The 23261-nt window shown below is 34.1% G+C and carries 14 protein-coding genes; 1 reads left to right on the top strand and 13 read right to left on the bottom strand.

Features of this window, described 5'->3' with window-relative positions; all coding sequences use genetic code 11:
* Positions 1 to 592 precede the first annotated feature (592 nt).
* From EYD46_RS01490 to EYD46_RS01440, 11 genes are all read right to left on the bottom strand, one after another.
* A complete protein-coding gene (locus EYD46_RS01490; protein ID WP_130935282.1) occupies positions 593 to 2524 on the bottom strand; it encodes a M1 family metallopeptidase in 1932 nt (643 codons plus the stop codon).
* 29 nt (positions 2525 to 2553) lie between these two features.
* Positions 2554 to 3480, bottom strand: coding sequence for a M43 family zinc metalloprotease (locus EYD46_RS01485; protein ID WP_130935281.1), 927 nt, complete (start codon positions 3478 to 3480; stop codon positions 2554 to 2556).
* 30 nt (positions 3481 to 3510) lie between these two features.
* Positions 3511 to 4335, bottom strand: coding sequence for a hypothetical protein (locus EYD46_RS01480; RefSeq protein ID WP_130935280.1), 825 nt, complete (start codon positions 4333 to 4335; stop codon positions 3511 to 3513).
* A gap of 26 nt (positions 4336 to 4361) precedes the next feature.
* Positions 4362 to 5162 (bottom strand): hypothetical protein, encoded by an 801-nt coding sequence (locus EYD46_RS01475; RefSeq protein WP_130935279.1) that lies wholly within the window; start codon positions 5160 to 5162, stop codon positions 4362 to 4364.
* Between the two features lie 70 nt (positions 5163 to 5232).
* The gene (locus EYD46_RS01470; RefSeq protein ID WP_130935278.1) at positions 5233 to 6933 is read right to left on the bottom strand and encodes a hypothetical protein; all 1701 of its coding nucleotides are present in this window, start codon (positions 6931 to 6933) and stop codon (positions 5233 to 5235) included.
* Positions 6934 to 6970: 37 nt separating this feature from the next.
* On the bottom strand, positions 6971 to 8164 hold the full coding sequence (locus tag EYD46_RS01465; RefSeq protein WP_130935277.1) for a hypothetical protein: 1194 nt from the start codon (positions 8162 to 8164) through the stop codon (positions 6971 to 6973).
* A gap of 19 nt (positions 8165 to 8183) precedes the next feature.
* The gene (locus EYD46_RS01460) at positions 8184 to 9593 is read right to left on the bottom strand and encodes a RagB/SusD family nutrient uptake outer membrane protein (RefSeq protein ID WP_130935276.1); all 1410 of its coding nucleotides are present in this window, start codon (positions 9591 to 9593) and stop codon (positions 8184 to 8186) included.
* A 15-nt stretch (positions 9594 to 9608) separates the two neighbouring features.
* Positions 9609 to 12890: a SusC/RagA family TonB-linked outer membrane protein gene (locus EYD46_RS01455; protein ID WP_130935275.1), complete on the bottom strand. Its 3282-nt coding sequence runs from the start codon at positions 12888 to 12890 to the stop codon at positions 9609 to 9611.
* Between the two features lie 329 nt (positions 12891 to 13219).
* Positions 13220 to 13648 (bottom strand): RidA family protein, encoded by a 429-nt coding sequence (locus EYD46_RS01450; protein WP_130935274.1) that lies wholly within the window; start codon positions 13646 to 13648, stop codon positions 13220 to 13222.
* Entirely contained in the window at positions 13645 to 14859 is a 1215-nt protein-coding gene (locus EYD46_RS01445; RefSeq protein ID WP_130935273.1) for a pyridoxal phosphate-dependent aminotransferase, read from the bottom strand. Before EYD46_RS01445 ends, EYD46_RS01450 begins: the two co-directional genes overlap by 4 nt.
* 10 nt (positions 14860 to 14869) lie before the next feature.
* A complete protein-coding gene (locus EYD46_RS01440) occupies positions 14870 to 16486 on the bottom strand; it encodes a cyanophycinase (protein WP_130935272.1) in 1617 nt (538 codons plus the stop codon).
* Between the two features lie 134 nt (positions 16487 to 16620).
* Between EYD46_RS01440 and EYD46_RS01435 the strand changes: the two genes are divergently transcribed.
* Entirely contained in the window at positions 16621 to 17037 is a 417-nt protein-coding gene (locus EYD46_RS01435; RefSeq protein WP_130935271.1) for an Lrp/AsnC family transcriptional regulator, read from the top strand.
* 20 nt (positions 17038 to 17057) lie between these two features.
* On the opposite strand, the gene EYD46_RS01430 is transcribed toward EYD46_RS01435, so the two are convergent.
* Together EYD46_RS01430 and EYD46_RS01425 are read right to left on the bottom strand one after the other, a co-directional pair.
* Complete coding sequence (locus tag EYD46_RS01430; protein WP_130935270.1) at positions 17058 to 20036, bottom strand: carbohydrate-binding protein; 2979 nt, start codon at positions 20034 to 20036, stop codon at positions 17058 to 17060.
* Positions 20037 to 20330: 294 nt separating this feature from the next.
* Positions 20331 to 23249, bottom strand: coding sequence for a glycoside hydrolase family 2 protein (locus EYD46_RS01425; protein ID WP_165454315.1), 2919 nt, complete (start codon positions 23247 to 23249; stop codon positions 20331 to 20333).
* Between the last annotated feature and the right edge of the window lie 12 nt (positions 23250 to 23261).

The following is a 23261-nucleotide window of genomic DNA, read 5'->3' as shown; positions in this document are numbered from 1 at the left end:
TAGAGTCCTAAAATATTTCTTAAAAATTAATGGAGTGTCCTGCACTACCCGTTATGCTCCATCCTGTTACGCTCCATCCTGTAGAATTAGTACTACAATTTTATGTAAATTACTTCATAAGATAAATCGCATGCCTGTTTCTTCTATTTCATTAAATAGTATTAAAAAGTTTAGTAATTAAAAGCTAAAAAGAATTGTTCTTGAAAAATTAAATTAGAACACACATATCCAAAAACAATTATCAATTTATTACGTGAAAAACATAGCTTTTAACAGAGCTGCTTTCTCGTCTATTATCTTAATTATTTAAGCTTTAGATGGTAAATACTTTCAGAAAAATGCAGAAATATCTATTAGTTTTATTTATCCTAACGCATTATAAAGACAATTCATTTTTAGAAGATAAAAGTGAAAAAATGAATTTAGTTGAAGCCATTTTATTTGAGCCTAGAATTTAAAAAGGATATTTGCTTGAAGACAATATTAAAGGAAGAATATAGAGATAAAATATTTAGATAATATTTTTTGAAAACAGTTATAATTTTGAAACTAATAAATTCAATTGGATATATCTAGCTCGATAATTATGTGATTATTTGTTTTTTAAGACTAACAAATTATCTTTAGTATTAGTATCTGGAAAAGCATCGGACAGTAACTCAACTGATGTAAGTTTATCAATTTCTATATTCTTAATAATAATTGTATTAGAGTTGCTACTCCAAATCTCTGGTGTCTTTTCAATAATTACCACTTTACCATCAGTATCAATAAGTTGTAATTTTATGGGCACCGGCAATCCTCCTTTATTATCTATAATTATTCCTAATTTACTTACTTCTTTTAAAGCTAAATCTGCATAGCCGTATTGAAATACCCATTTATTCCAAAACCAATTTAAGTTTTTTCTACTCACATCATTAAATGTAAACATAAAATCATAAGGTGTAGGATGCTTCCCTTTCCATCTATTTATATATTCTTTGAGGCATGATTTAAAAACTGATTCTCCTATTAAACTTTCTAAAGCTAGAAGCATAAAAGCAGGCTTTCTATAAGATAATTGAAAATGCCCTTTTCGTATTGTTAAATGATTTGTTGGTGCTATTAGCGGAGACTCCCATTGTTTACCAGCATTCACCAAATAACCACGTATTGTTTTTTTCAATTGTCTGTCTTCATCTTCTGTCCCTTTGTAAAGGTCTTGGATAAACTTTATCGTAAAAAAAGTAGCCCATCCCTCTTCCATCCATGAGTATTTTATTTCATTAACACCAACATAGTGAGGAAAGTATGTATGAGATGCTTCATGAAACGTCATATATGTATTGCTTTTTACATTTTTGCTAAAACCATTATTTGCCATCATTGGAAATTCCATTCCATCAAACTCTGGGACACCTATATAAGTGGTAAATGTGTCATAAGGAAAAGGTATCCCAGGGTAATCTTCAGATAAAAAAACCAAACTTTTGTTCTGAATTGCTAAAACATTTTCAGCATACTTTTCATCTTTTAGGTTATAAATAATATTTGATGATACTATCTTAGATTTCAACTTAACACTCTGGCCAACCCACTTAAAATTATCACTTAACCCAAAGGCAAAATCTCTTACATTAGTTGCTTTAAACTTCCATGTATTTTTAGCTTCATCACTTTTAACATCCTTACCTTCTGTAATAATAACAGGTTTAAATGCACTTTTAGCTACTTGATAATTTTTAAATTCCGCAGGTTCTAAAACTTCTTCTGGATTTAAAAGTTGTCCTGTTGCTGCTATTTTATAATTTTTAGGTACTGTAATATTTACCTCGTAATTAGAATAATCTAAATAATACTCATGTGCACCCGTATATTCACTATCGTCCCAACCATCAATATCATCATAAACAGCTATTTGCGGATACCAATAGCCTACAAAAGCACTATTATCATCGTAAGCTCCAATTCTATTTACATAAGTAGATGGCATACTCGTTATCCAATCTATAGTGATATTGAAAGTAGAGTTAGGTGGTATAGGAGATTTTAAGTTTAACCTTATGAATGATGAACGCTCCGTTACAGAAATGTTACTAGAGTAATTTATATTATCTACATTTTCGGGAGCAAGATTTGTAGACTTATTAGTATTTTTGAATGGAACTTTTTTACCATTAACAACTAAGGAACTAATTTGCATCCCGTTTGTTAAATTTTCTACTGGAATTTCATTTGCCCGTAATGCTCCTCTCTTATAGTGATTAGGATGCATTTTTATATATACTTTATATAGACTATCTGGACTATTATTTTTGTAGGTTATTGTTTGGCTACCGATAACTTTCCATGTACCTGGGATTACTTCAACATCAATTGAGTATGTACATTGGTTTTGCCAGTAGTTTTTTCCAGGTTTTCCATTAAGTGACCTTGTATCATTTTGATATGCTTTTTGAAACTCTCTTGGCATATACAAAGCTTCTTGAGCTTCGATTAGAATAAAAAAGAAACAAAAAACAATTGACAGTATTGACTTCATTGAAATGACCTAAAATATTTGTATTCTAACTACTCTCTTGTAATCAAATAAGAGCGCTCATTATTAAGCACAGAAATCATTTTATCTATTTGCCCCTGGCTAAAACGTCTTCTACATAAACTTCCATCTGGGTCTGAACCCGCCCACTGCGTCATAAAATTTAAGGTGTCTGGATTATAACGCATGCCATTCTGGTCTGTTTCTGTACCAATATAATTACAGGTAGGTTCATCAATATTACTATCATTAAGGTCTGGCGAAGCAGGTGTATCACAAATTTTATCACCTGCTTCAGCACAATTAGACCCATCGACTAACTCAAGTCTTCCTTGACTATCTCTAAAATCATCATCAGTGTGATACAATCCTAGATAATGCCCTATTTCATGAGTTGCTGTTGCCGTATTTTGAATCTCTACCGATGAAGCACTCAATTTCAAATTATTTCCCTGGTCAGGAAATAAGGCTGTTGCTCCCAGTTCTCCTGTAATTTGACCATTTCTCCTATTAAGCAAAGTGATAAAGTAAAATATATTTAATGCGTCTGGATCCTCAAAAGAGGAAAGTACTTTATTACTAATAAAATCGTCTTGTTTTATAAATTGGGTATTCCATTGTGTATTATCTACAAATTTGATGTCCTTTGTTACAAATTGAATTTTGGCAGATTTAAAATTTGAATTAATATCTCCCATTATTTTAGTAATACGCCCTCCTGTAACTGCAGGATTTGTTGCATTGTCTCGCCTAGAAATATGATGTACCACTGGAACCCTTAGCGTATCTCCAGATATAATCCCATTTGGATTATCATCGGGCATTTCTTCTTCAATTAGGTCTTGACGTATAACAGGATCGTTGCCGTTATTACAATTTAGCAAGAATAATATCAGAAACGCATTTAACGTGATAAAAACGATGTGTTTTATATTTTTCTCTTTTTCATTTTTTTTCATAGAAGTAAAAGTAACTAATACATTTATATTTTAATCTTTAAAAAATGGCTCTAAAAACTCGTATCGATTAGGTATACTATTCCTTACCCAATCTTCAATACTTTGAGATAATCTACCTGGATATTTTACCATGGTATATACAAATATGGCGGTTTCAGGTATATCTTCTTTATCAGGTATACGCTGCGCATATTCTGTCATATAAACACCGTCTTTTTGTCTTGCATTTAACCATTCTGTACTCGCTCCGTATCTTTTTTCAAAATAAACATGAGCTGTTTCATGAAAAACAGTGGCTTCTAATTGATTACCTGCAATTCTTTCATCAATCCGTTCGGAGAATATAAAGAAAAATTTACCATCAGGTTCTGCACTAGCCCCACCTGTACCATCAATCACGGCAACATGGTTTAAATCATCTCTCATAAAAACAGGTAACTTGCCAAGTTTATCCGTCAATTTATTGGCATACTCCGTAGCGCGTTCTACGCTTCCAAAATTACTACGACACCAAATACCTATTTTTTTACCGCCAGTAAAAGTAGCTTCAAAAACATAAGCGTTTGGATCATTTAACTCAAATTGTCCTTTTGAGGGGATTTCTCTATTAAATTGTCCCAAGTATTCGATACTTATAAATGTATCCGGATCTGTAGCTTTTATAAAATCTATACCTGTACCATCAATCGAAAACTCAAATAAAGGTTCATTATCATTATTTGTATTTACATCATCATTATCATCTTCTTGATCTATAAGATCTTCTCTAATAACAACATCTTTATCTGTAGTACAATTAGTCAAAACCAATAGTATTGACAGGTTTAAAATATTAAACAAACTCTTTAATTTCATAACTTATTTTTTAATTTATTTGCTCTCTAAAAGAACTTTTCTAAAAATTCATACCGCTTAGGAATGTTTATTTTTATCCATTGTTCTATTTCGGGCGACAGTCTGTTTGGGTATGTTTTCATGGTATACACAAATAGTGCTGTTTCAGAAATATCTTCTTGGTATGGTTTGCTTTCTGCATATTCTGTGATAAACGTTTTATCAGCAATCTGAATTTCCTTCCAAACCTTGCTTTTAGCATATTTCAAATCAAAAGTTACATGTGCTGTTTCATGAAAAACGGTTTCTTCTAAATCATTATTACTAATTCTAGTGTCCATATTATCAGAATACAACACAAAAAACCTACCAGCATCTTCTGCAAACGCAGTTGCATCTCCTTTATGTATTACAACATGGTCGAGCACATCTCTCATAAAGTTTGGCAGCTTTCCTAATTTACTACTGAGTTTATCAGCATATATTTTTGCTGCTTCTTTACTACCAAAATCACTATGAGCCCATATTTCAACTTTTTTATTGTTTTTAAACGTAGCTTTAAAAACATAAGTGTTTTCATCAAATAATTCATCAGTCTTTCCACCAGGCATTTCTTTTGCTGCTTGACCTACATAACTCATACTTAAAAATGCATCTGGATCTGTAGTTTTTATAAAATCTATATCGGTTGATACTATAGAGTTTTTAAATAAAGGAGATTTCTCATCCTCTTCAATATTCTCTGTAAGTTGAGTTTCTTTATTATTCTCATTTAACGCTTTAATTCTATTTCCTTTACAACCGTAAATTAGAATTAGTACAATAAAACAAATACTTAGTTTTCTCATCTTAAATTTCACTTTTAAAGCTAATACCAATCATACTTATTAAAAAGAAATTCTTTTTCACTGCTTTTGTCTAAAGTGGTTCAAAAAATATAGTCCCATTGGTTTGTATACCATCAGGATCGGTTAAAGTAAACTCACTTAATTCTATAAATCCTTCTGCGTTTGAATACCCACCAAAGCCCCTGAATGTATATTCTGCTGTATCTCCAGATATTTCACAAGTAAAAGTTGCTTCACCTATAATCACTTCAGATCCACCTTCTTCTTCTCCAAAGAAAACGCCAAGCTGAACTAAATCATTGTTACATCCTAGTCCAAGAAAATCTCCAGATAAAATGTATTCATTACAGTTATCTGGATTTTGACTAAATATACCTATACCAAAACTCTCATTTCCATCAATATTTACTATACTATTATATTCGCCTTCAAAACTGCATCTATCGCGTTCATCTCCGCCGCCGCCATCTCCAGATTGTTCAATAAACAAGTTACCTGTTATTGTTTCTCCACCACCAATGAGCTCATAACCAAAAAACTCCATAAATCCATCATTACCACTAAAGAAACCTGAAGCATTAAATGTATAGTCTATTGTTTCTCCTCCTTCATTTGTACAACTAAATGTGGCGTTTTCAATGATAGCATTACCTTCATTTCCACCTTCCACAAAAGGCTCTAGGAACATTAAGAACTCAATATCATTATTGGTGCAACCTAAATTTAAAAAGTCGCCACTAATCGATATCTCATTACAACTTTCTAATAGTGACGATGTAATAATATTTTCTCCATTATTAGAATCGCTGGCTAAAAGTTCTCCTTCAAAATTTGAAAAATCGAAATCTAGGTTACAATCTCCACCATTATCGTCTCCAGGATCGTCCAAACGTCTAATATTTAAAGTTCCTGTTTCGGTTCCATCAGGAGTAATCATGGTATAGTTTAATTCCGCCCTTGTAAGTTCTCCTTGGTATATACCTGTTCCTTCGACGGTAAATTCTCTTATTTCACTACCATCTTCAGATAAACAAGAATATGTAGTAGAGGGTACTGTAATAGTACCTTCAGAAGATTCAGGACTGTTTGGTGTGAAAACAAATAAAATTTCTACATCCTCGTTAAAACATCCTTGATTAAAAATACCGCCTCCTGTAAAAATATATTCTCCACATTCAACACCCAATCTACCTATTGTTACGCCTTCTCCATTATTAGAATCTACTGTTCTTAGTTCTCTTACGTAATTGGATAAATCGAAATTAAGATTGCAAGCTCTATAAGGGTCGGTTCCATTAATAAATTCATCTATATTAGCAATAAGATCTCCATCACAATCGGCACTTCCCCAAATAGTATTATCAGAGTTATAGCCAACATATCCTTCTTGTTGCTCTGGAAGGCAAGGATTATCAGGGTCTTCGTCTATAAAATCTGCAACGCCATCTCCATCCGTATCAACTGTATTTTCATCTAGGTATGGATTTCTAGATTGATCTTCAAACTCATCTGCGTTCGATACACCATCTCCATCACAATCTGCATTTTGCCAAGTTTCATTAAACACATCAAAACCTATATAAGCCATTTGCTGCGCTGGTAAACACGGATCGTCTGGTGATTCATCTAAACTATTTAAAATACCATCTCCATCTGAATCAGTTGCAGCACTAGCAAAAGCCTCAACATTTTCTTCACAAGACACTATTACTAAAGACAACATTATAGCTGCTATTACATGAAACCATTTTATATTTAATGTGTATTTCATAATCTCTATTTTATAATTTATTAAAGCTTTTTCTTATTTAAGACAATGGTCTTATAATTAGAGTTCCTGTTGTCACTCTTTCTTCATCTGGTATATCATCTCCCAGTTGTGTTATGGTATACGTAAATTCTACCGTACTGGAAGCCCCTGCATAGGTACCAAACCCTTCTACTGTAAACTCTCTAGTAGAAACTCTATCCTCTGACAAGCAAGAATATTCTGTTAAATCTACTACTATGCTACCGTTTGACGATGTGGGATCATTTGGAGTAAAAAAGAATGGCACAACTAAATCGTCATTAAAACATCCTTGATTAAACAAACTACCTCCAGTAAATAAAAACGTACCACATTCTTCTCCAAGAACTCCTATCGTTACGCCTTCTCCATTATTAGAATCTACTGTTCTTAGTTCTCTTTCATAATTACCTAAATCAAAATTTAATATTTCATTACAGGGTAAATCGGGAAGCGGATATGGCGAATCTCCATTTGCTAGTTCATCTGCATTTGTAATACCGTCGTCATCACAATCTCCCATAGCCCATACTTCATTATCAGGATTGAAGTCTTGATAACCTGAAAACTGCTCTGGCAAACATGGATTGTTAGGCTCCGGGTCTACATCATCACGCACACCATCTCCATCTGCATCTCCTATTGTAGATTCGTCTATGTAAGGGTTTCTACCATTGTTTACTTCGTCTGCATTAGACATGCCATCTTCATCACAGTCTGCATCACCCCAAATACTGTTAAATGGGTTGAAACCTGTGTACGTTAGGTCTTGTAATGGCAAACATGGATTATTAGGATCAGAATCTCTACTGTTTTCAACTCCATCGCCATCCGGATCATTTAAATTTCTCAGTATGGTTATATTGGATATTTTAGAAACATCCTTTTTTCTTACTTGTACTTGTAAAGTGATTTCGTTTACATTACCAGAATTAAAAACCTCTGGAGTGGCTGCTATAATTTCCCCAAAACGCACCCCTAAAACAACACTATTTTCTGGGTTTTGAGATAGTAATGTAAATGTTACTTCTCCACTATTAGAAGTACCCCTTGAAAACCCTAGAGTATCTAATTGCTGTACCACTACTGGTGCTGTAATTGTAAAATCTTCTGTATTAACGGTAACTCCAGAAACACTATCATCAGATTCGTTACATGACACATACATTACTATAACTAGTAAGCTCGCTAAATATTTATATACTATTTTCATAATCGATTCTATTTAATATTTACTGTCTTGGGTTTTGTTCTATTTCAGGGTTTGCAACAATGTAGTTATTAGCAATTGGGAAAGCCCAGTTTAAACTATTTGGCTCGATAGATACAGTTTCTCCATCAAATGTGTGTGTTACTGTTATTTTTTGTTCATCAAAACGGTTATAGCGTTTAATATCAAAAGTTCTTAATACACTTGGTGCTTTCTCTCTTCGTATTTCGTCTTTTACAAACGCTAAAAGATCTGCTTCGTTAGTAATATTAACTGGATTATATGTTCCTGTTGCATATCTATTACTCCGTAAGAGGTTTAAATCACTATTAGCTGTAGACACATTACCCAATCTAGCATTACACTCCATTCGTATTAAATATAAATCTGCAGTGGTTATAGATACATTAGGGTTACTATTCGCCCTGTGAGCTACAAATACAGGATTATCAATAGGTGCAAAGAAATACGTATTGGCATCAGCAAACCATCGTTTTCTGAGATCATCATCGGCATACAACCCATAAAATTCTGGTGTTGATACTATAGTAAAACCTCCTGAATCCTTGAACCAAATTAATTGTGGATCTTCAAGAGCCAATGGAAAAGATATCACATTGGCATCTCTCGGATCGGTTGGATCGCTATTAATGTTTCTAAGGGTATTTTTTAGTCTTAAACCACTATTTGCAGCATCAAGCGCCTCTTGATATTTACCTTGAAATAACAAGACACGTGCTAAAAAAGCATAGGCTCCTGCTTTAGATGGCCTGAATGTTAAATTTGCTGGTTGCAAATCTGGCAGTGCATTAATATTATCATTAATATCTGAAAGTATTAAATCGTAAATATCCTGAACAGATGCTCTTGTAAAGTCTGCACCTTCTAAATCAATACCTTCTCTTATCGGAACACCTAAATCAGTACTAGCTGTTTCTGGATTATAGTGTAGACTGTAAATATTTACTAAATTAAAGTAAGCAAATGCACGTTGTAACGAGGCATCTGCTCTTAATTCAGCTATTTGTTCTGGAGTGCCATTTTCAGTAGTTTTCAAACCTTCTAAAACCACATTGGCTACATATATTTGATTATAATATAATATCCATGTATTGTCATCGCCATTATCAGTTGAAATTTGATCTCTAAACAAATACATATTGATTTGCTCTGGACTTATTCCAAAATTTGCTCGTACTTGTTCTGATAAGAAATAATTATCACTGGCTAAAATGGTAAAGTCGTGATGCGATCCAAAACCTTGTGTGAAATTAATATTTGGATCTGGCTCTACCTGATCTAACAATGCCCTAAATTCTTCTACCTTTGTTGGTATTACTTGTCCTTTAGGCTCAAAGTCTAAAAAGTTATCTCTGGTGCAACCTGTTAAAAGGAATGCTGAAACTAAAATTATATATATTGAATATTTCATAAGTTTCTATATGAATTAGAAGTTTGCTGTTACGTTTAAAGTAAATGTTGGTGGAATAGGAATTGTTCTACTTATAGGGTCTACATCCCATTTATTAAAATTCCAGACCTTAAGGTTATCTCCTTGAATACTCACGGATAAATTGCGCATTGCTAGCTTATTTGCCAAGTAATCTGGGAAACGATAAGAAAGATTTACCTGTGCTAACCTAATTGTTGTAGCATCATCTGTATTTCTATCAGATTCATCTAAATATAAATACAATGGTGTACCCGTTTCATTGGGAGATGTTAATCTAGGCACATCTGTTAATAGTTCGTCCCCTGGTTGTTGCCATCTACTTGTCCAATCGCTCCAAACATTAGTCCTAAAAAATCTTGGATCGTAATTTCTTTCAAATCTAAACCTGTTACCCCCAGAGTAAGTGGTTAATACACGTAAGGACAAATTTTTATAACTAATAGTGTTTACTACAGACCCTGTTCTATTTGGAGATCTAGAGCCTTCGCTTTTTAAAGCTTCAATAGCTCCAATATCTCCTCCTACTTCAATAATTTCATTGTTCTCATTAAAAAATGATGGGTTTCCATTACTATCTAAACCTGCATATCTAAAACTAAAGAAAGCATCTACTGGTTCTCCTATAACAAAAGCATTGGCATCGTATTGTGTCCATAAGAAAATTTCTCCAGGGTTACTTTCATCAATACTCGTTACCTTATTTTCATTTTGACTATACAAAATACGCATGTCATAATTAAAATCTTTTGATTGAATGATGCGTAATCCTAAATCAATATCAAAACCCCTATTATAAAGTTCTGCTACATTTAAGAATGAAGAAGATAATCCATAAGTAGGGCTTAGATTTCTTCTTGCCAATAAATCTTCACTTCGTCTATCATAAAATTCGATGCTTCCGTAAATTCTATTATTAGCCATAGAATAATCTAAACCTAAATTTAAAATTTTGGTTTTTTCTAAACGTAATGTTGGATTTGGAGGGTTAGATATAGTTAAATAATTATTTAAAAAGCTACCTGCGTCTCTACCTTGTCTTGCTACAAGAAATGGAGACGTATTTCTATCTACATTACCACCAGCTCCATAAGTTCCTCTTAAATTAAGGTTATCAAAAAACTTTGATTTGAAAAAGGGTTCGTTAGTAATATTCCATTTAAAACCAGCCGAGAAAAGTGGTGTATTTCTAAACTCTTCTGAGGCACCAAACAGGTTGGTATCGTCTAAACGTACACTTGCAGAAACTGTATAGCGATTATCATAATTATACGCTGCATTGGCATAATAGGATAAAAATCTATTTTCATTAAATATAATGGTTTCTCCATCATTTATAAGGCGCTGCCCTCCAAAAATAGCATCTTCATATAATGTATTTAAATTAGGTTGTGTAAAGATTAGGGATTGATCATCATAACCATATTTTCTATCTCTATTAAATTCTGATATTTGTTTACGCACTTCATATCCAGCAATAGCATCTATATTATGTAGGCGATCTTTAAAATCTATAGAATAATTAATTTGTGCTCTAAACGTGTTATCTGTAGAGCTTCTGGTTGACGTGTTTAATATAGACCCTACTGGTACTGGCAAATCCACTACTTGTCCGTTTTCATCTAATTGTGCAAATCTGTTTACTGTATTTCTTGTAAAAAACCTGTTTTCGTTAAACAAATCTCTTCCAAAAAAAGCATTGTATAGATATTGATAGCTTAAGTCTACCGTGAGCCCTTTAGTTATTTCATAGTTTATACCTGTTTGCAAACGTAAATCGGTAGATGTAGATGTATCGTCAACGTTATCAGACTCTTGTTTTAAATTGAGGGTCCAAGGATACGGATATCCGTTTTGTTGTGCTAATTCTGAACTTTCAATATTAACACCATTAAACATTGGGAGGTAATTACCATTATCATCTACAATTCTTTCAAATAATGGGTAATTATTTAAATAACCTACAGCTCCCGTACCGAGACCATCTTCATTTTTCGTTTGCGTTATATTACTTATAAAGCGTAATTTTAATTTATCTGTTAAATTATAACTTGCATTAAGATTTAGAATAAATTGATCTGTACGATCGTTAACTATAGGTCCCTTATTTAGATTATAGACTAGAGAAGAATTAAAATTATATTTATCTCCACCACTTGAAATCCCTAAATTGTACTGATTCCATAGCTGTTGTCTTAAAAATAATCTTGAATATTCTTCTCTTCCATCATTATTTCTAAGCGCATTAATTCTAGCATCTGCAGTTGCAATATCTATATCTCCTCTATTAAGACGTAGTAATGTTTCTCTAACAGAATTTGTTTGAAATAACGAAAACTCATTAAGAGAACCACTAAATAAATCTCTTTGCTGAGAGAATTGCTCAAATTTGAATAATTCAATTTGATAGTCTACTTGGGTACTGGGATCTGCAAAGGGAGAGTCAAAAATATCCTGTTTTAAGGTAACCGCAGTATTTACCGAGACACTTATATCTAATTTTTTATTTCTAGAACCACTCTTTGTAGTAATAACAATAACGCCATTAGCTGCTCTAATACCCCAAATGGATGATGCTGCAGCATCCTTTAAAATAGATATCGTCTCTACGTCATTAGGGTTTATCGTACTAAAGCCCCCTGGTATAGCAAAACCATCTACAACTACCAGAGGCTCTGTTGTGGCATTGATAGAACTTCTTCCTCTAATAACAAGACCTATACTATTTTTTTCTTGGATAAAAGGATCAAATTGTACCCCAGGCGCTTCCCCTGCTATTTTAGAAATTATATTTTGTTCTATTTTACGATCTAAGACCTTACTATCTATTACTGCAAAAGATCCTGTTGCACGTTCTTTACTAATTTTTTGATATCCAGTAGACACAATCTCCACACCCTCCAATTGTTCTACAGAAGGTATCATAGTGATGGTATAATTAGTATCCGTGCCTAACAGAAGTTCTTTACTTGCAAACCCTAAATACGAGAACACTAATGTGTCTCCCTGTGAGGCATTCATTTTAAATTTACCATCAAAATCAGTAGATACGCCTTTCTGGGTACCTTTTATGATAATAGTTACTCCTATTAAAGGGTTTCCTTTATCGTCATAAACAGTTCCTTCGATTTGTTGTTGTGGGGAATCATCAGTTTTGTAACTTTCATTAAAATGATTAGATACCACAAAGTCATCATAACCATAAATTTGTAATGATGTAAAACACAGACCAAACATGATTACAAATTTTAATAAAACTTGATTGAGTTTATTTTTCATAAATGTTAGTTTTTTGATAAAAAATAGATGACAATTATGTTGCTATTGACAATAGTTTAAAGATTTTAGTTTTTTTATAATTTTTTCTCACACATATCGATATAATAACTATAATTATTCACTATAAAATTAATTTTATTAAGAATATTTTAAAAGTTGATTTTTTGGTAAAACTCCTTTTTTTTAGTGGAAACAACTTTTTTAATGCCTTTTAAAGAAGATTCGATGGTTTTGTTAAAACGTTGTTAATTGAAGCTATAAGCAATATTGTAATGATTTGAATTATAGGTTTTAACACATTAGATTTTTTACCTCTTTACAAAAAATCATCAACCAACTTTACAAACTAAAGTAATTTCTACTGGTGCATTTGATGGTAAAGACGCTACTCCAATAGCTGCTCTCGTACCTATACTTTTTATCCCCAAAAAATCAATAAGGATTTCTGATGCAAAGTCTGCAACTTTAGCATGTAGTAAAAAATTTTCTTCTGTATTTAAAAACACACTCATTTGCAATACCACAGAAATTTTTTCTCCAACTTCTAAACAATTTTGTGCTGCTCCTAAAGCATTTAAAGCAGCTAATTCTATTGCATCTCTATGAGATTCTAATGCGCTATCTGTTTTTATTTTTCCAGAATATAGTAACTTACCAGATTTACGTGGGGTCATCCCAGAAGTGTAAATTATATTTTCATGTCTTACTGCTGCCAAATATTTTCCTTGAGGAATTGGCCTTTTATCTACACCCTTCATTTTTTATATATTTCAATCATTTTTACTATTCGTTTTGCAGCCGCAATAGCATTATCATGATCTTGTGAAAAATTTAACCTGATACTATTATTTAATTGTGGTGCAAACTCTGATGCTGGTGTTACTATTACATTTGCTTGGTGTCTTAATAATTTTACAAACGTGTTTAAATCAACACTTAAAGCTGGTAGTTTGGGAAACAGATAACTACCTGCTTGAGGTGTAGCTACTTTAAAACCTGCAGTTCTAAAAATTTCCAACAATCCATCTCTAATTTTTTGATGTGCTTTTATTCGAGATTCCATCCACCCTTCTGGCTCGTTAAACCAAGTATTAAACACGTATTGATTATAACCTGCTGCTCTAAGTGAAACAATAGCTTGTAGTCGTTCCATTCTATCTATTAAAACTGGTGTACCAAAGGCCACCCCAAGTCTAAACCCACTTAAAGATTCGGTTTTAGATGGCCCCATTATTGTTATCATATGTTCTGGAGCATTATCACAGGCTCTGGTATGTGTATACGTCTCTCCTTCAAACAGCATTCTAGAATACAATTGATCTACAATTAATGTAACACCATATTTATTTGATAAAGCAGCTATTTTATGGATTGCTTTTTTTGAATATACCAGTCCAGTAGGGTTATTGGGTGTAGAAAAAACAAATACTTCAACACCATTTTTAAAGGCCTTTTCTAAAGCCTCTATATCTGGACCATTGTTATTAGAATCTTGGAGGTAATGTAAGGGTATAGGCACCAACTCTCCATTAAAAAAGTTTACCAATTTTCTATTAGCAAAATAATCAGGTTCTACAACAGCAACCTTAGTACCTATACTCACAGTTGCACCTAAGGCTAAAAATAATGCGCCTTGAGTCCCTGGAGTTAATATTAATTCAGTGTCAGGAAGTATTGGCTTTCCAGTAAACTCTCCTAAGCGTTTGGCTAAACCTTTACGAATATCTAAATCGCCTCTATACTCTGTGTAAGCTTGCTTACCTCCTTTTTTAAAACCTTGCATCCAAATCGTTTCAGATTCTGGGACTGGAGTAAAGGCATCTATATCGCCATGAGAAAAATCAACAAACCCACCTTCTAGTGTTTCGCCTTTCATTATAGCATCAATATTACCTGCGTCTTGCCTTACTTCTTGTCCAGGAGCATTATCAGCTTCAAGAGCTTTAAATTTATCGTTTAATGTTAACATAATAAGGTTGTTAATTTATTTTTTCTCTTAATTCTAAATTGTAAATGTCGCCGTCTCTAAGTATCACTGGGTTACCAATTTTTTCTATAGCTAGATTACCACTATCGTTATAGTTTTTTAGATTATAAAAAGTAACAGCATTTTCACCTAACACCTCTGCTTTAGTACCTTTTACAAATATAGCCGTAGCCTCATCAATACCTATTCCTAGCATTTGAGGGTGTTGTACTAATAAGCTAGGTAACTTTTTTTCTCTACCCCGTTGCCTAAAATGTGCGTCTATTACAACACCTTTTAAAAACCCTAAGCCTACATCATTACCTTCCATCCATATATTTTTGTTGGTTCTTGGGTCGCCTCTAACCAAAAAATCGCCTTGTATTTGGGCACCAGCCGACGTACCTAATATAAGTCCTCCTCGTTTTAACAAGTTATCCAACTCTTCATTAACAGTAGTATTTAAATAAGCATCCATAAATTTGTAAGTTCTCCCGCCTCCAAAATACACCGCATCAGCATTTTTAATAGCTTCTATTAATACCAAATCTTCTCCTTGATTTATACCAGAAATTCCAGTTTTGGTATGATAAACTGAAACGTTTTTACACCCCAACTTTTTTAATTGTTTTGCACCATAAGAATCTTTACTTTGCGATATACATACATAATTAGCGTTTGTGCCTCCTGAATATTTAATAACTCTTTCCCACATGCCTTTAGGATAACCGCTGCCACCTATAATTAATAACGCACCACTTTCTACATTAGGAATTGGTGCCACTTTTGGCGGGAATATGGTCTGGGTTCTTTGTAATGCAGACCTATTCCAAGAAATCAAATCTGTATCATAATGAAGTGCAACTGGCTGTTCAATAAAAATTTCGCGAGCGGGCCAATCGCCATTTGCAGCTACTTTTAACGTTATTTTTTCGTATCCAACCACAGATACTTTTCTGCCATCATGTATGGCAACTGCCGATTTATCAGGAATGTTCCACCCAACTATTCCAGGAAGTGTGTGCATTATTTCATTAAATTCTTTATCACTATTATTAGTATAAATCATTGAATTTGGCAGAATATCAAGCCCCCTTACAATCTTACCATCCTTTTGTAAAAAAGTAGCTAAGCTTTCTGCTGTTTTACCCTTTGCCCCAATAACACCATCGCTTTTTAAAATCTTTCCAATAATAAATTTTATCTCTGTTTTAATTGTGGATGATAAAAAATCTCCGTCTAACCAAATTGCAGTTACAGTATCAAAATGAAGTTGTGCCTTTTTTAAGGACTTTTCTTCTTTATCTAATTCTACTATTATTACTTCTTCAAAAGTATTTTCCCAAGTATCTAGCAATTTAGTATTGCTAAACTTTTGGTTACTTAAAACAACTAATTTTCCTTCTTTACCATTACCCAAATACATGAAAGCTTTATTTTGAGCAACGGACAGCCCATGCGCACCAGATAAAACTATAGCACCATGGATAGGCGAAACCGTAACACTATCGTTTAAGGTTTTAAAGCTGTTATTATATATCTGAGTATATCCTAATATAACTTTAAATAAAAAAAAGATAATACACCATCTAATCTTTAAAAGGAATTGGAATTGTAATGTTTTGCACATACTAAATACCAGATTAACGTTTGTATAGTATCCAAAGTTAAGCGTAAATGATATATTGAGTAAATCGATTAATTGTTTTTCAACGTGTTTTTACTTTAATTTGTATTGTAAACAACAAAAAAAACATTGATTCAATGGTAGATACTGTAGATTTAAAATTAATTGAGCTTCTTAAAAAAAATTCACGTCTATCTTTTGCTGATTTAGGTAGGCAAATCAACCTGTCACCTTCCTCAGTTAGAGAACGCGTCCAAAAAATGGAAGACGAGGGCATTATAGAAGGCTATATAACCAAGATAAACAATAAAAAAATAGGTCTTGACTTAGAGGCCTTTATATTAATTAAAGCTTTCCCAGGAAAGTTACAGTATGCCATAAAAACCGTATCTAAATATCCAGAAGTTGTGCAAGCGCATCGTATTACTGGTAACCAAAACATTCATTTGAAGATAGTTGTAGAAAATCAAGTAGGACTACAAAAGTTATTGGATAAGCTAATGCAATTTGGAGATACTAATACCTTTTTAATTTTATCTGAAATTGAAAACTAGTGGTAAATACTGTATATGTATTAATTAAATAAAAGTCTTTTCACTACTCCTTCGGTTGTCTTTAAAAAATAAAGCCCTTTTGAGTACTGAGAGATATCTACGACATCTCCATTTCCTTCTGTAATTCTTTTTCCCAAGAGAGAGTAAACTACCCACGTTTTTGGTTTACTTAAATTAAATCTTCCATCACTGCTTGGTATGGGGTACACTTTAAAATCATCTTTTACTGTAAACTCATTAGTACTTAAACTACCTACCCTATTTAGTGTAACATAGTCATACTTTGGACCAGCACCGCCGTTTGGTATTTTTAACTCCAAAACCCAAAGTCCTGCTTCCAAATCAAATTCATCTGATGCATAATCCTGAAAATTACCACCCCCGGTAATTCTTATAATGCCATCGGTTGTTGATCCATTTGGGGCAGAAAACAATAATTCCGATGATGACAAATCTTTTTGCAAAAGGTAGGCCTGAAAAGGTTTTGAATTACTGGAAAAGGTGGCATAATTTACCAACATTTCAAAGCGTCCGCTTTCTGTGACGTTTATGGTATATCTTGTATATTCGTTCCCACTGAGCCCTGTTGTTACGAATCCTGTACCGCCTTCTGCAACATCAACGTCATCACCTACTTCATTACGATAGGCACCCCCGGAATTGCCTACAGAAGAATCTAAAAATGCAAATCCTGAACCTCCTAAATCATAATCCTCAACTTGAATTACCCCGGGAACAATATGCGCTGTTCCCGAAAACGGCCTTGTTGGATAATCTGTACTAGTCACTATAATTGTGCTCTCCTTAGTTCTGCCCCTATGATCGGTCAATACCAGTTTTAAATTATAGGTGCCTTCTACAATATTCTCAAGAAGTGCATCATTTTGCCCAGAAAACCCCCATGTGTAGGGCGCAGAAGCAATACTACGCACCAAAATGTCATTTATAAAAAGTTCCATACTGGCAATTTTCTCGGGCGCGCTGGTTGTAGAGGCCTCAACCTCAATAGAATTCCCTGGTTCAATATTGTCCAAATCATTTGGCGTCACGAACATTGGTGCTTCTAAAATTGGAACCGCTAGCACATTGATTTTATCTAAATTGAATCCCCCTTTCTGCACATTGAGTTTCAACTCGTGAAGCCCTTTCGTTAACGGGACTGTTAATTTTGTAATGGTCTGAAAATCGATAGCACTGGCCGTTTGTGGTAATGAAAAGTTATCGAAAACAACAACGTCGTCGATCTCTATACGCACCAAAGCTCCAGCAGTTGCAGATGCATAAACAAACTCAAAATCGTAATCATCTGTGTTTAAAACATTGACATCATATTTTAACCATTCGCTATTTTGGGTATCGCCAACGTAAGTAATACCGCCGTCCGTCCCCACATCTACCCCATCGGTATCGATGCCTGGACTCAATGTATTGTCGGCTGTTGTATCTGAAAAGCCAACGCCTTCTCCACCATCTTTATAATCTTCGGCTTCAACAGTACCGGCAATTAAATGTATGGACTCGTCAAAATAAATTTCTGAAATTTTACTAACCGACAATGGTGGCAAAGTAATTGTACTAGTTCCTTCCTTAACCAATTGTAACGGATCCGTAAAATAATCTATAGGATCTACTTCACCCAAATTATCGAATATCAGTGCTTCGTGCTTAAAACTTCTGGAATACACCACATCATCAAACTTTAATTCAAAGACGACAGGTTTGTCCGTAAGATTTACGGCTACCACTTTAGTTTCACCAAATTCATTGGTAGTTGCTCTGGCATTGACGGCGTTTACAGAACCTCTTGAAACGGTTAATTGTGCCGAAGACGTTATTGTACCATTCAACAGGGTAGCATCTCTAAATACATCTTGAATAATTTCGTAAGTAGATAAATAGCCCCTTTTTTGTAGTGGGTAAACAGGCTCTCTATTGCTCCCAACCACCACCATAGCATTTAAAACACGATTAAAGATAAACCAGTTAGCACGTTCATAAATATCTTGGTTTTCTGCCATAAACATAAATACATCTGCCATACCTAAACAGGCGCCTCCATGAACATTTTCACCTGCTGAAACACCCCATTCGGTTAACCAAATAGGTTTTCCTGGTGCAAAGCTCCTTACCCAGTTTGCAGAACCTTCTAGTTCTAATTTTGCTGTTAACAATAGTGCGTATGCAGTATTACTATCTGCTGCTTGATCAGGATCGGCTCCCATATATTTATGTAACGATATAGCATCAAAAAAACTTCCATCCCCGATAATGGTATTATTATAGCTTGTATGATCTATTGAACTGTCAATACCATTTCTCCAACTTAAGGGCAAAGACAATTTAATATTAGGAAATTCTGCTTTTAACGCACTAGAAACTTCTAAAGCGGCGGCTAAATACATTTCGGGCGTTTCTGTTCTCAAATTACGTTGTCCGCGCCAAAAATGTTCGTTTCCCAATTCTATGGCTTTGACCTCTAAACCCAAGCCAATATCTTTTTGTGCTCTCGCTACACTACTGGCTCCGTCATCAAAATTGATGGAGTAAGTCCACATCATATCGTAACCCTCTCCTCCTGTTCGATTCTTTTTTTGTGTATTTAAATCGGCGATACCATCTATTTCACCTTTAATACAACAAACGAAAGTTTGTAATGCTTCTTCATGGTCTCGATTATCGTAGGCATCGTCTTGATAACCATCAGTTTCCCATTCGTAAAAATTGGCCCACACCCCATGTGGAAAACGAATAGTTACTGGATCTACAAGGTTTATAAAATCTTTTTGAAGTTGGGTATCAAAGCCTTGAATATTATAGCCAATTAACTTATTATTGAAAGGTTCGGTACTATCAGTATCCACATTTAAAGATGCTGTTATTGAATTGGGCAATGTAAAAGGATAGTCCTGACTGAAAGATTTTAAGCTGAGTATAAAGGTTAAACTTGCTAGAAATATTGCTTTATAAAATTGGCTTTTGCGAATATTACTGTTTTCCATTTCCACTTTTTATTAAAACTATTTATTTTTCTGCTAAAAAGCGTCCTTTACTGTACTGGTTTCGAGGCTAAATTCGATAAACAGTTGATTAACCGTTATAAATAACCAGTAATGTGCTTTTTTTCGTTATCAGAATCTAGCAAAATGACTTTGACCCTTATGAAACAACTGATTTGGCAGAACTGCTGCGTTAGGGATTTAGGGATTTGTTGAAGCTCCTCGACGCAGGAGAGAGCGACTCCCGAAAGCCCGACCCCTTGCGGGTAACGCCTAAAAAATTTTTAATCCTACTTTCTAATACTTCTTGCCTACTACGGTATACATTCTACAATTTTTTGGAGCATCACCATCACTGTTTCCAGCCATAATAATACTATCACCAGTTTCTGCAACGCGATGGAAAATTGACATTACTACTTTACCAACTTTAATATTATCGCCAGTATCTTTGTAATCACTAAATAAGAATTCTGGTCGTTTTACTGCATCATCGTGTAAAATATAGATATGCATCTTCATACCAGCAATAAATTGCAGTTGGTCTCTGGCCCAATATCTATTATCAGAATTTGGTGTTCTTATATATTCTGACCCTCTTAAATATTGTGGCACTACCGTGTAGTTTTCTTCCATATCAGTGTAGGCTTTTTTACCCCAGTGCATATTAGTACGCAACATGGCTTTACCATCGCCTGTATAACTAAATTTTGTAAAAAGTTTACTTTTATTTGTTTTACCTGGTACGTATTCTGGAATTTTTGGCGTATAAACAGGCATAGGCTCTTCTGTAAGTACATTTTCAAATACCTGAGGTAGCTCTTCGGTTAAACCGTTTTTAATATCTACAGGATTAGATGTTGCTGTTACACTAGCAACTGGTAACCCCTTTTTGGTTGCTGTAATTGTAACATTTCCTGCTTTTAAAATTGAGCGCACTGCAACACGATTTATACCCGATTCAACATCTAAATATAAATTATTGGTTGAGTTTTCTTTTCCGCTATTATAGCCACCACGCCAAATGGCTGGTCCTTCTACAGTAAAATCTATACGACCTTTTGCAAGCGGACATCTTCTACCTTCTGCATCAACCACCTCAACATCAATTAAAGCTATATCTGATCCATCTGCGCGCCATCCGTTTGGCCCTGTAATTGGGGTCAATTTCAACGCTGCAGGTTGCCCCGAAGTTACTTTAGTTTGTGTGACGCTAACTTTATTATCAATAATACCTTCTGCTTTAATATTGCCAGTTTCCCAAACTACATTTTTAAACGTATATAAATACCCTTTTTTTGGGGTTGTATTTTCTCCAATTAATTTGCCATTAACATATAGTTTTACCCCAGCAGTATTAGACACTACAAATATATCTTTTTTAGTGCCTTCTTTATAATTCCAATGCCCAATAATATGTACTTGCGGTTCTGGTCGCCACATTGCCTTTAGAGCATAAAACGCTTCTTTTGGTAAGCGTACTGCATCTACTTCTCCGCTTGCTCTTGTAACTTCGGTTTGCCCACGACCACCATGAGTACCATCAGAAAAAATCCAATTAGCACCACCAACGTGATACGCTTTTCTACCCATTTTATCCCACCAATGTTCTACCTGTCTTACTGCAAACTTTTCTGAAGTTATTTTATAAGTATTCTTTTCAATATTTGGATGGCTATAAAAATTATCATCTGGCGAATGTTTATCCCAAATACGCCTTGGTGCTTCTTCTCGCATGTATTCGCTTTCTATTAATGGTAAATCAGGGTATTCACGTTCCCAACCTTCTGTACCAATTTCAATAGTTACATAACCTTCAGAATCATTTTTAACATCTGCTCGTCTATTCCCCATTAAGCGTTTGCCCTTAGGATCGAATGTATTAATCACATCTAAAATTTCTTGATAATGTGCAGCACTTTCGGCCCAATTACCGCCTTCCCAAATCATTATAGACGGATGGTTTCTATAATATACAATCATATCTTTGAAGGCTTTAATACGGATATCCCAAGTTTTACCTTCATCTTCAGATTCGCCACTTACTCCTGGCATCAAATTTACAAACCCATATTTATCGCCCATAGCAACCTCAGCTGGCGAACCAGCACAATGGCCCCATCTGATAAAATTACCACCCGCTTCATCCATAAGTTGGAATGTATGATCGCGCAACCAATCGGGTAACGCAGTGCCTAAACCTGCCCAAGCATTGGTAGGTTTTTGCCCCCAACCGTGTAGTTTAGCATATTCGCCGTTATTAAAAAAGCCCTTATCCTTATCAAAATTAAATGTGCGAATACCAAAAGGGGTACTATATGAATCAATGGCTTTTCCATTTACCTTTAACACAGTTTCAACTTTATACATATACGGATGACGTGTATACCAACGGTTTGGATTTTCTAAATTGGTTTGTGTAGAAAAGGTATATTTCTCTCCAGCTTTTAACACTTTTTGTGCATCAGAAACACCCACAAGTTCCCCGTCATTATCAAATATTTTTGCTTCAAAATCAACTGTTTTAGAGGTATCATATTCATTTTTAACTTCTGCGTTTACAAAAATATCCGCGTTGGTTTCTGATATGTTTTCAGCATACACATACGTTCCTAAAGTTTCTAAATTATCATATAGCGGTAATGTGATGTGAAGTTGATCCATTACATGTAAAAATACATTGCGGTAAATACCTCCATGTGTAGGATGCCAATGCTCGTGATTCCAAACTAATGGAAAGTTATCTCTAAAATGATCACCTCTGTCGTTATTCACTTTAACAGCAATGATATTATCGCTATCATATTTAATATACGGTGTTAAATCGAATCCGAAAGGGATAAATCCTGTTTGATTTTGACCTAAATGTATCCCATTAATATACACATCAGCAATTTGACGTACTGATTCAAACTCAATAAAAACCTTTTTTCCTTTATCAGATTTTGTCAATTTAAAATGCTTACGATACCAAACTGTACCTCTCCATTGGTTTTCCTCACCATCGTGATGCCCTAGGCTGTAATCATCGAATGTATCGATATCATTAAAGGTATGCGGACAGCTTACTGTACTCCAGGTAACGTCATCAAAACTTATGTTTTGGGCATCTTGCGGGTTCTCTTTAATAAATTTCCAATCTAGATTGAAATTATATTTTGTTCTTGTTTTTTCAAACGTTTCTGAGGCATTATGAGATTTAGTCTCACAAGACATAAAGGTTAAGCT

It is taken from the genome of Hyunsoonleella pacifica, assembly GCF_004310335.1.
Classification (GTDB): Bacteria; Bacteroidota; Bacteroidia; order Flavobacteriales; family Flavobacteriaceae; genus Jejuia; species Jejuia pacifica.
The sequence above is the reverse complement of the archived record's forward strand: the minus strand, read 5'-3'. Positions and strand labels throughout refer to the sequence as shown.

What these genes read in the sequence shown, in the direction of transcription:
- EYD46_RS01490 (WP_130935282.1), bottom strand. Translation starts at nt 2,524, where the DNA reads ATGAAGTCAATACTGTCAATTGTTTTTTGTTTCTTTTTTATTCTAATC.
- EYD46_RS01485 (WP_130935281.1), bottom strand. Translation starts at nt 3,480, where the DNA reads ATGAAAAAAAATGAAAAAGAGAAAAATATAAAACACATCGTTTTTATC.
- EYD46_RS01480 (WP_130935280.1), bottom strand. Translation starts at nt 4,335, where the DNA reads ATGAAATTAAAGAGTTTGTTTAATATTTTAAACCTGTCAATACTATTG.
- EYD46_RS01475 (WP_130935279.1), bottom strand. Translation starts at nt 5,162, where the DNA reads ATGAGAAAACTAAGTATTTGTTTTATTGTACTAATTCTAATTTACGGT.
- EYD46_RS01470 (WP_130935278.1), bottom strand. Translation starts at nt 6,933, where the DNA reads ATGAAATACACATTAAATATAAAATGGTTTCATGTAATAGCAGCTATA.
- EYD46_RS01465 (WP_130935277.1), bottom strand. Translation starts at nt 8,164, where the DNA reads ATGAAAATAGTATATAAATATTTAGCGAGCTTACTAGTTATAGTAATG.
- EYD46_RS01460 (WP_130935276.1), bottom strand. Translation starts at nt 9,593, where the DNA reads ATGAAATATTCAATATATATAATTTTAGTTTCAGCATTCCTTTTAACA.
- EYD46_RS01455 (WP_130935275.1), bottom strand. Translation starts at nt 12,890, where the DNA reads ATGAAAAATAAACTCAATCAAGTTTTATTAAAATTTGTAATCATGTTT.
- EYD46_RS01450 (WP_130935274.1), bottom strand. Translation starts at nt 13,648, where the DNA reads ATGAAGGGTGTAGATAAAAGGCCAATTCCTCAAGGAAAATATTTGGCA.
- EYD46_RS01445 (WP_130935273.1), bottom strand. Translation starts at nt 14,859, where the DNA reads ATGTTAACATTAAACGATAAATTTAAAGCTCTTGAAGCTGATAATGCT.
- EYD46_RS01440 (WP_130935272.1), bottom strand. Translation starts at nt 16,486, where the DNA reads ATGTGCAAAACATTACAATTCCAATTCCTTTTAAAGATTAGATGGTGT.
- EYD46_RS01435 (WP_130935271.1), top strand. Translation starts at nt 16,621, where the DNA reads ATGGTAGATACTGTAGATTTAAAATTAATTGAGCTTCTTAAAAAAAAT.
- EYD46_RS01430 (WP_130935270.1), bottom strand. Translation starts at nt 20,036, where the DNA reads ATGGAAAACAGTAATATTCGCAAAAGCCAATTTTATAAAGCAATATTT.
- EYD46_RS01425 (WP_165454315.1), bottom strand. Translation starts at nt 23,249, where the DNA reads ATGTCTTGTGAGACTAAATCTCATAATGCCTCAGAAACGTTTGAAAAA.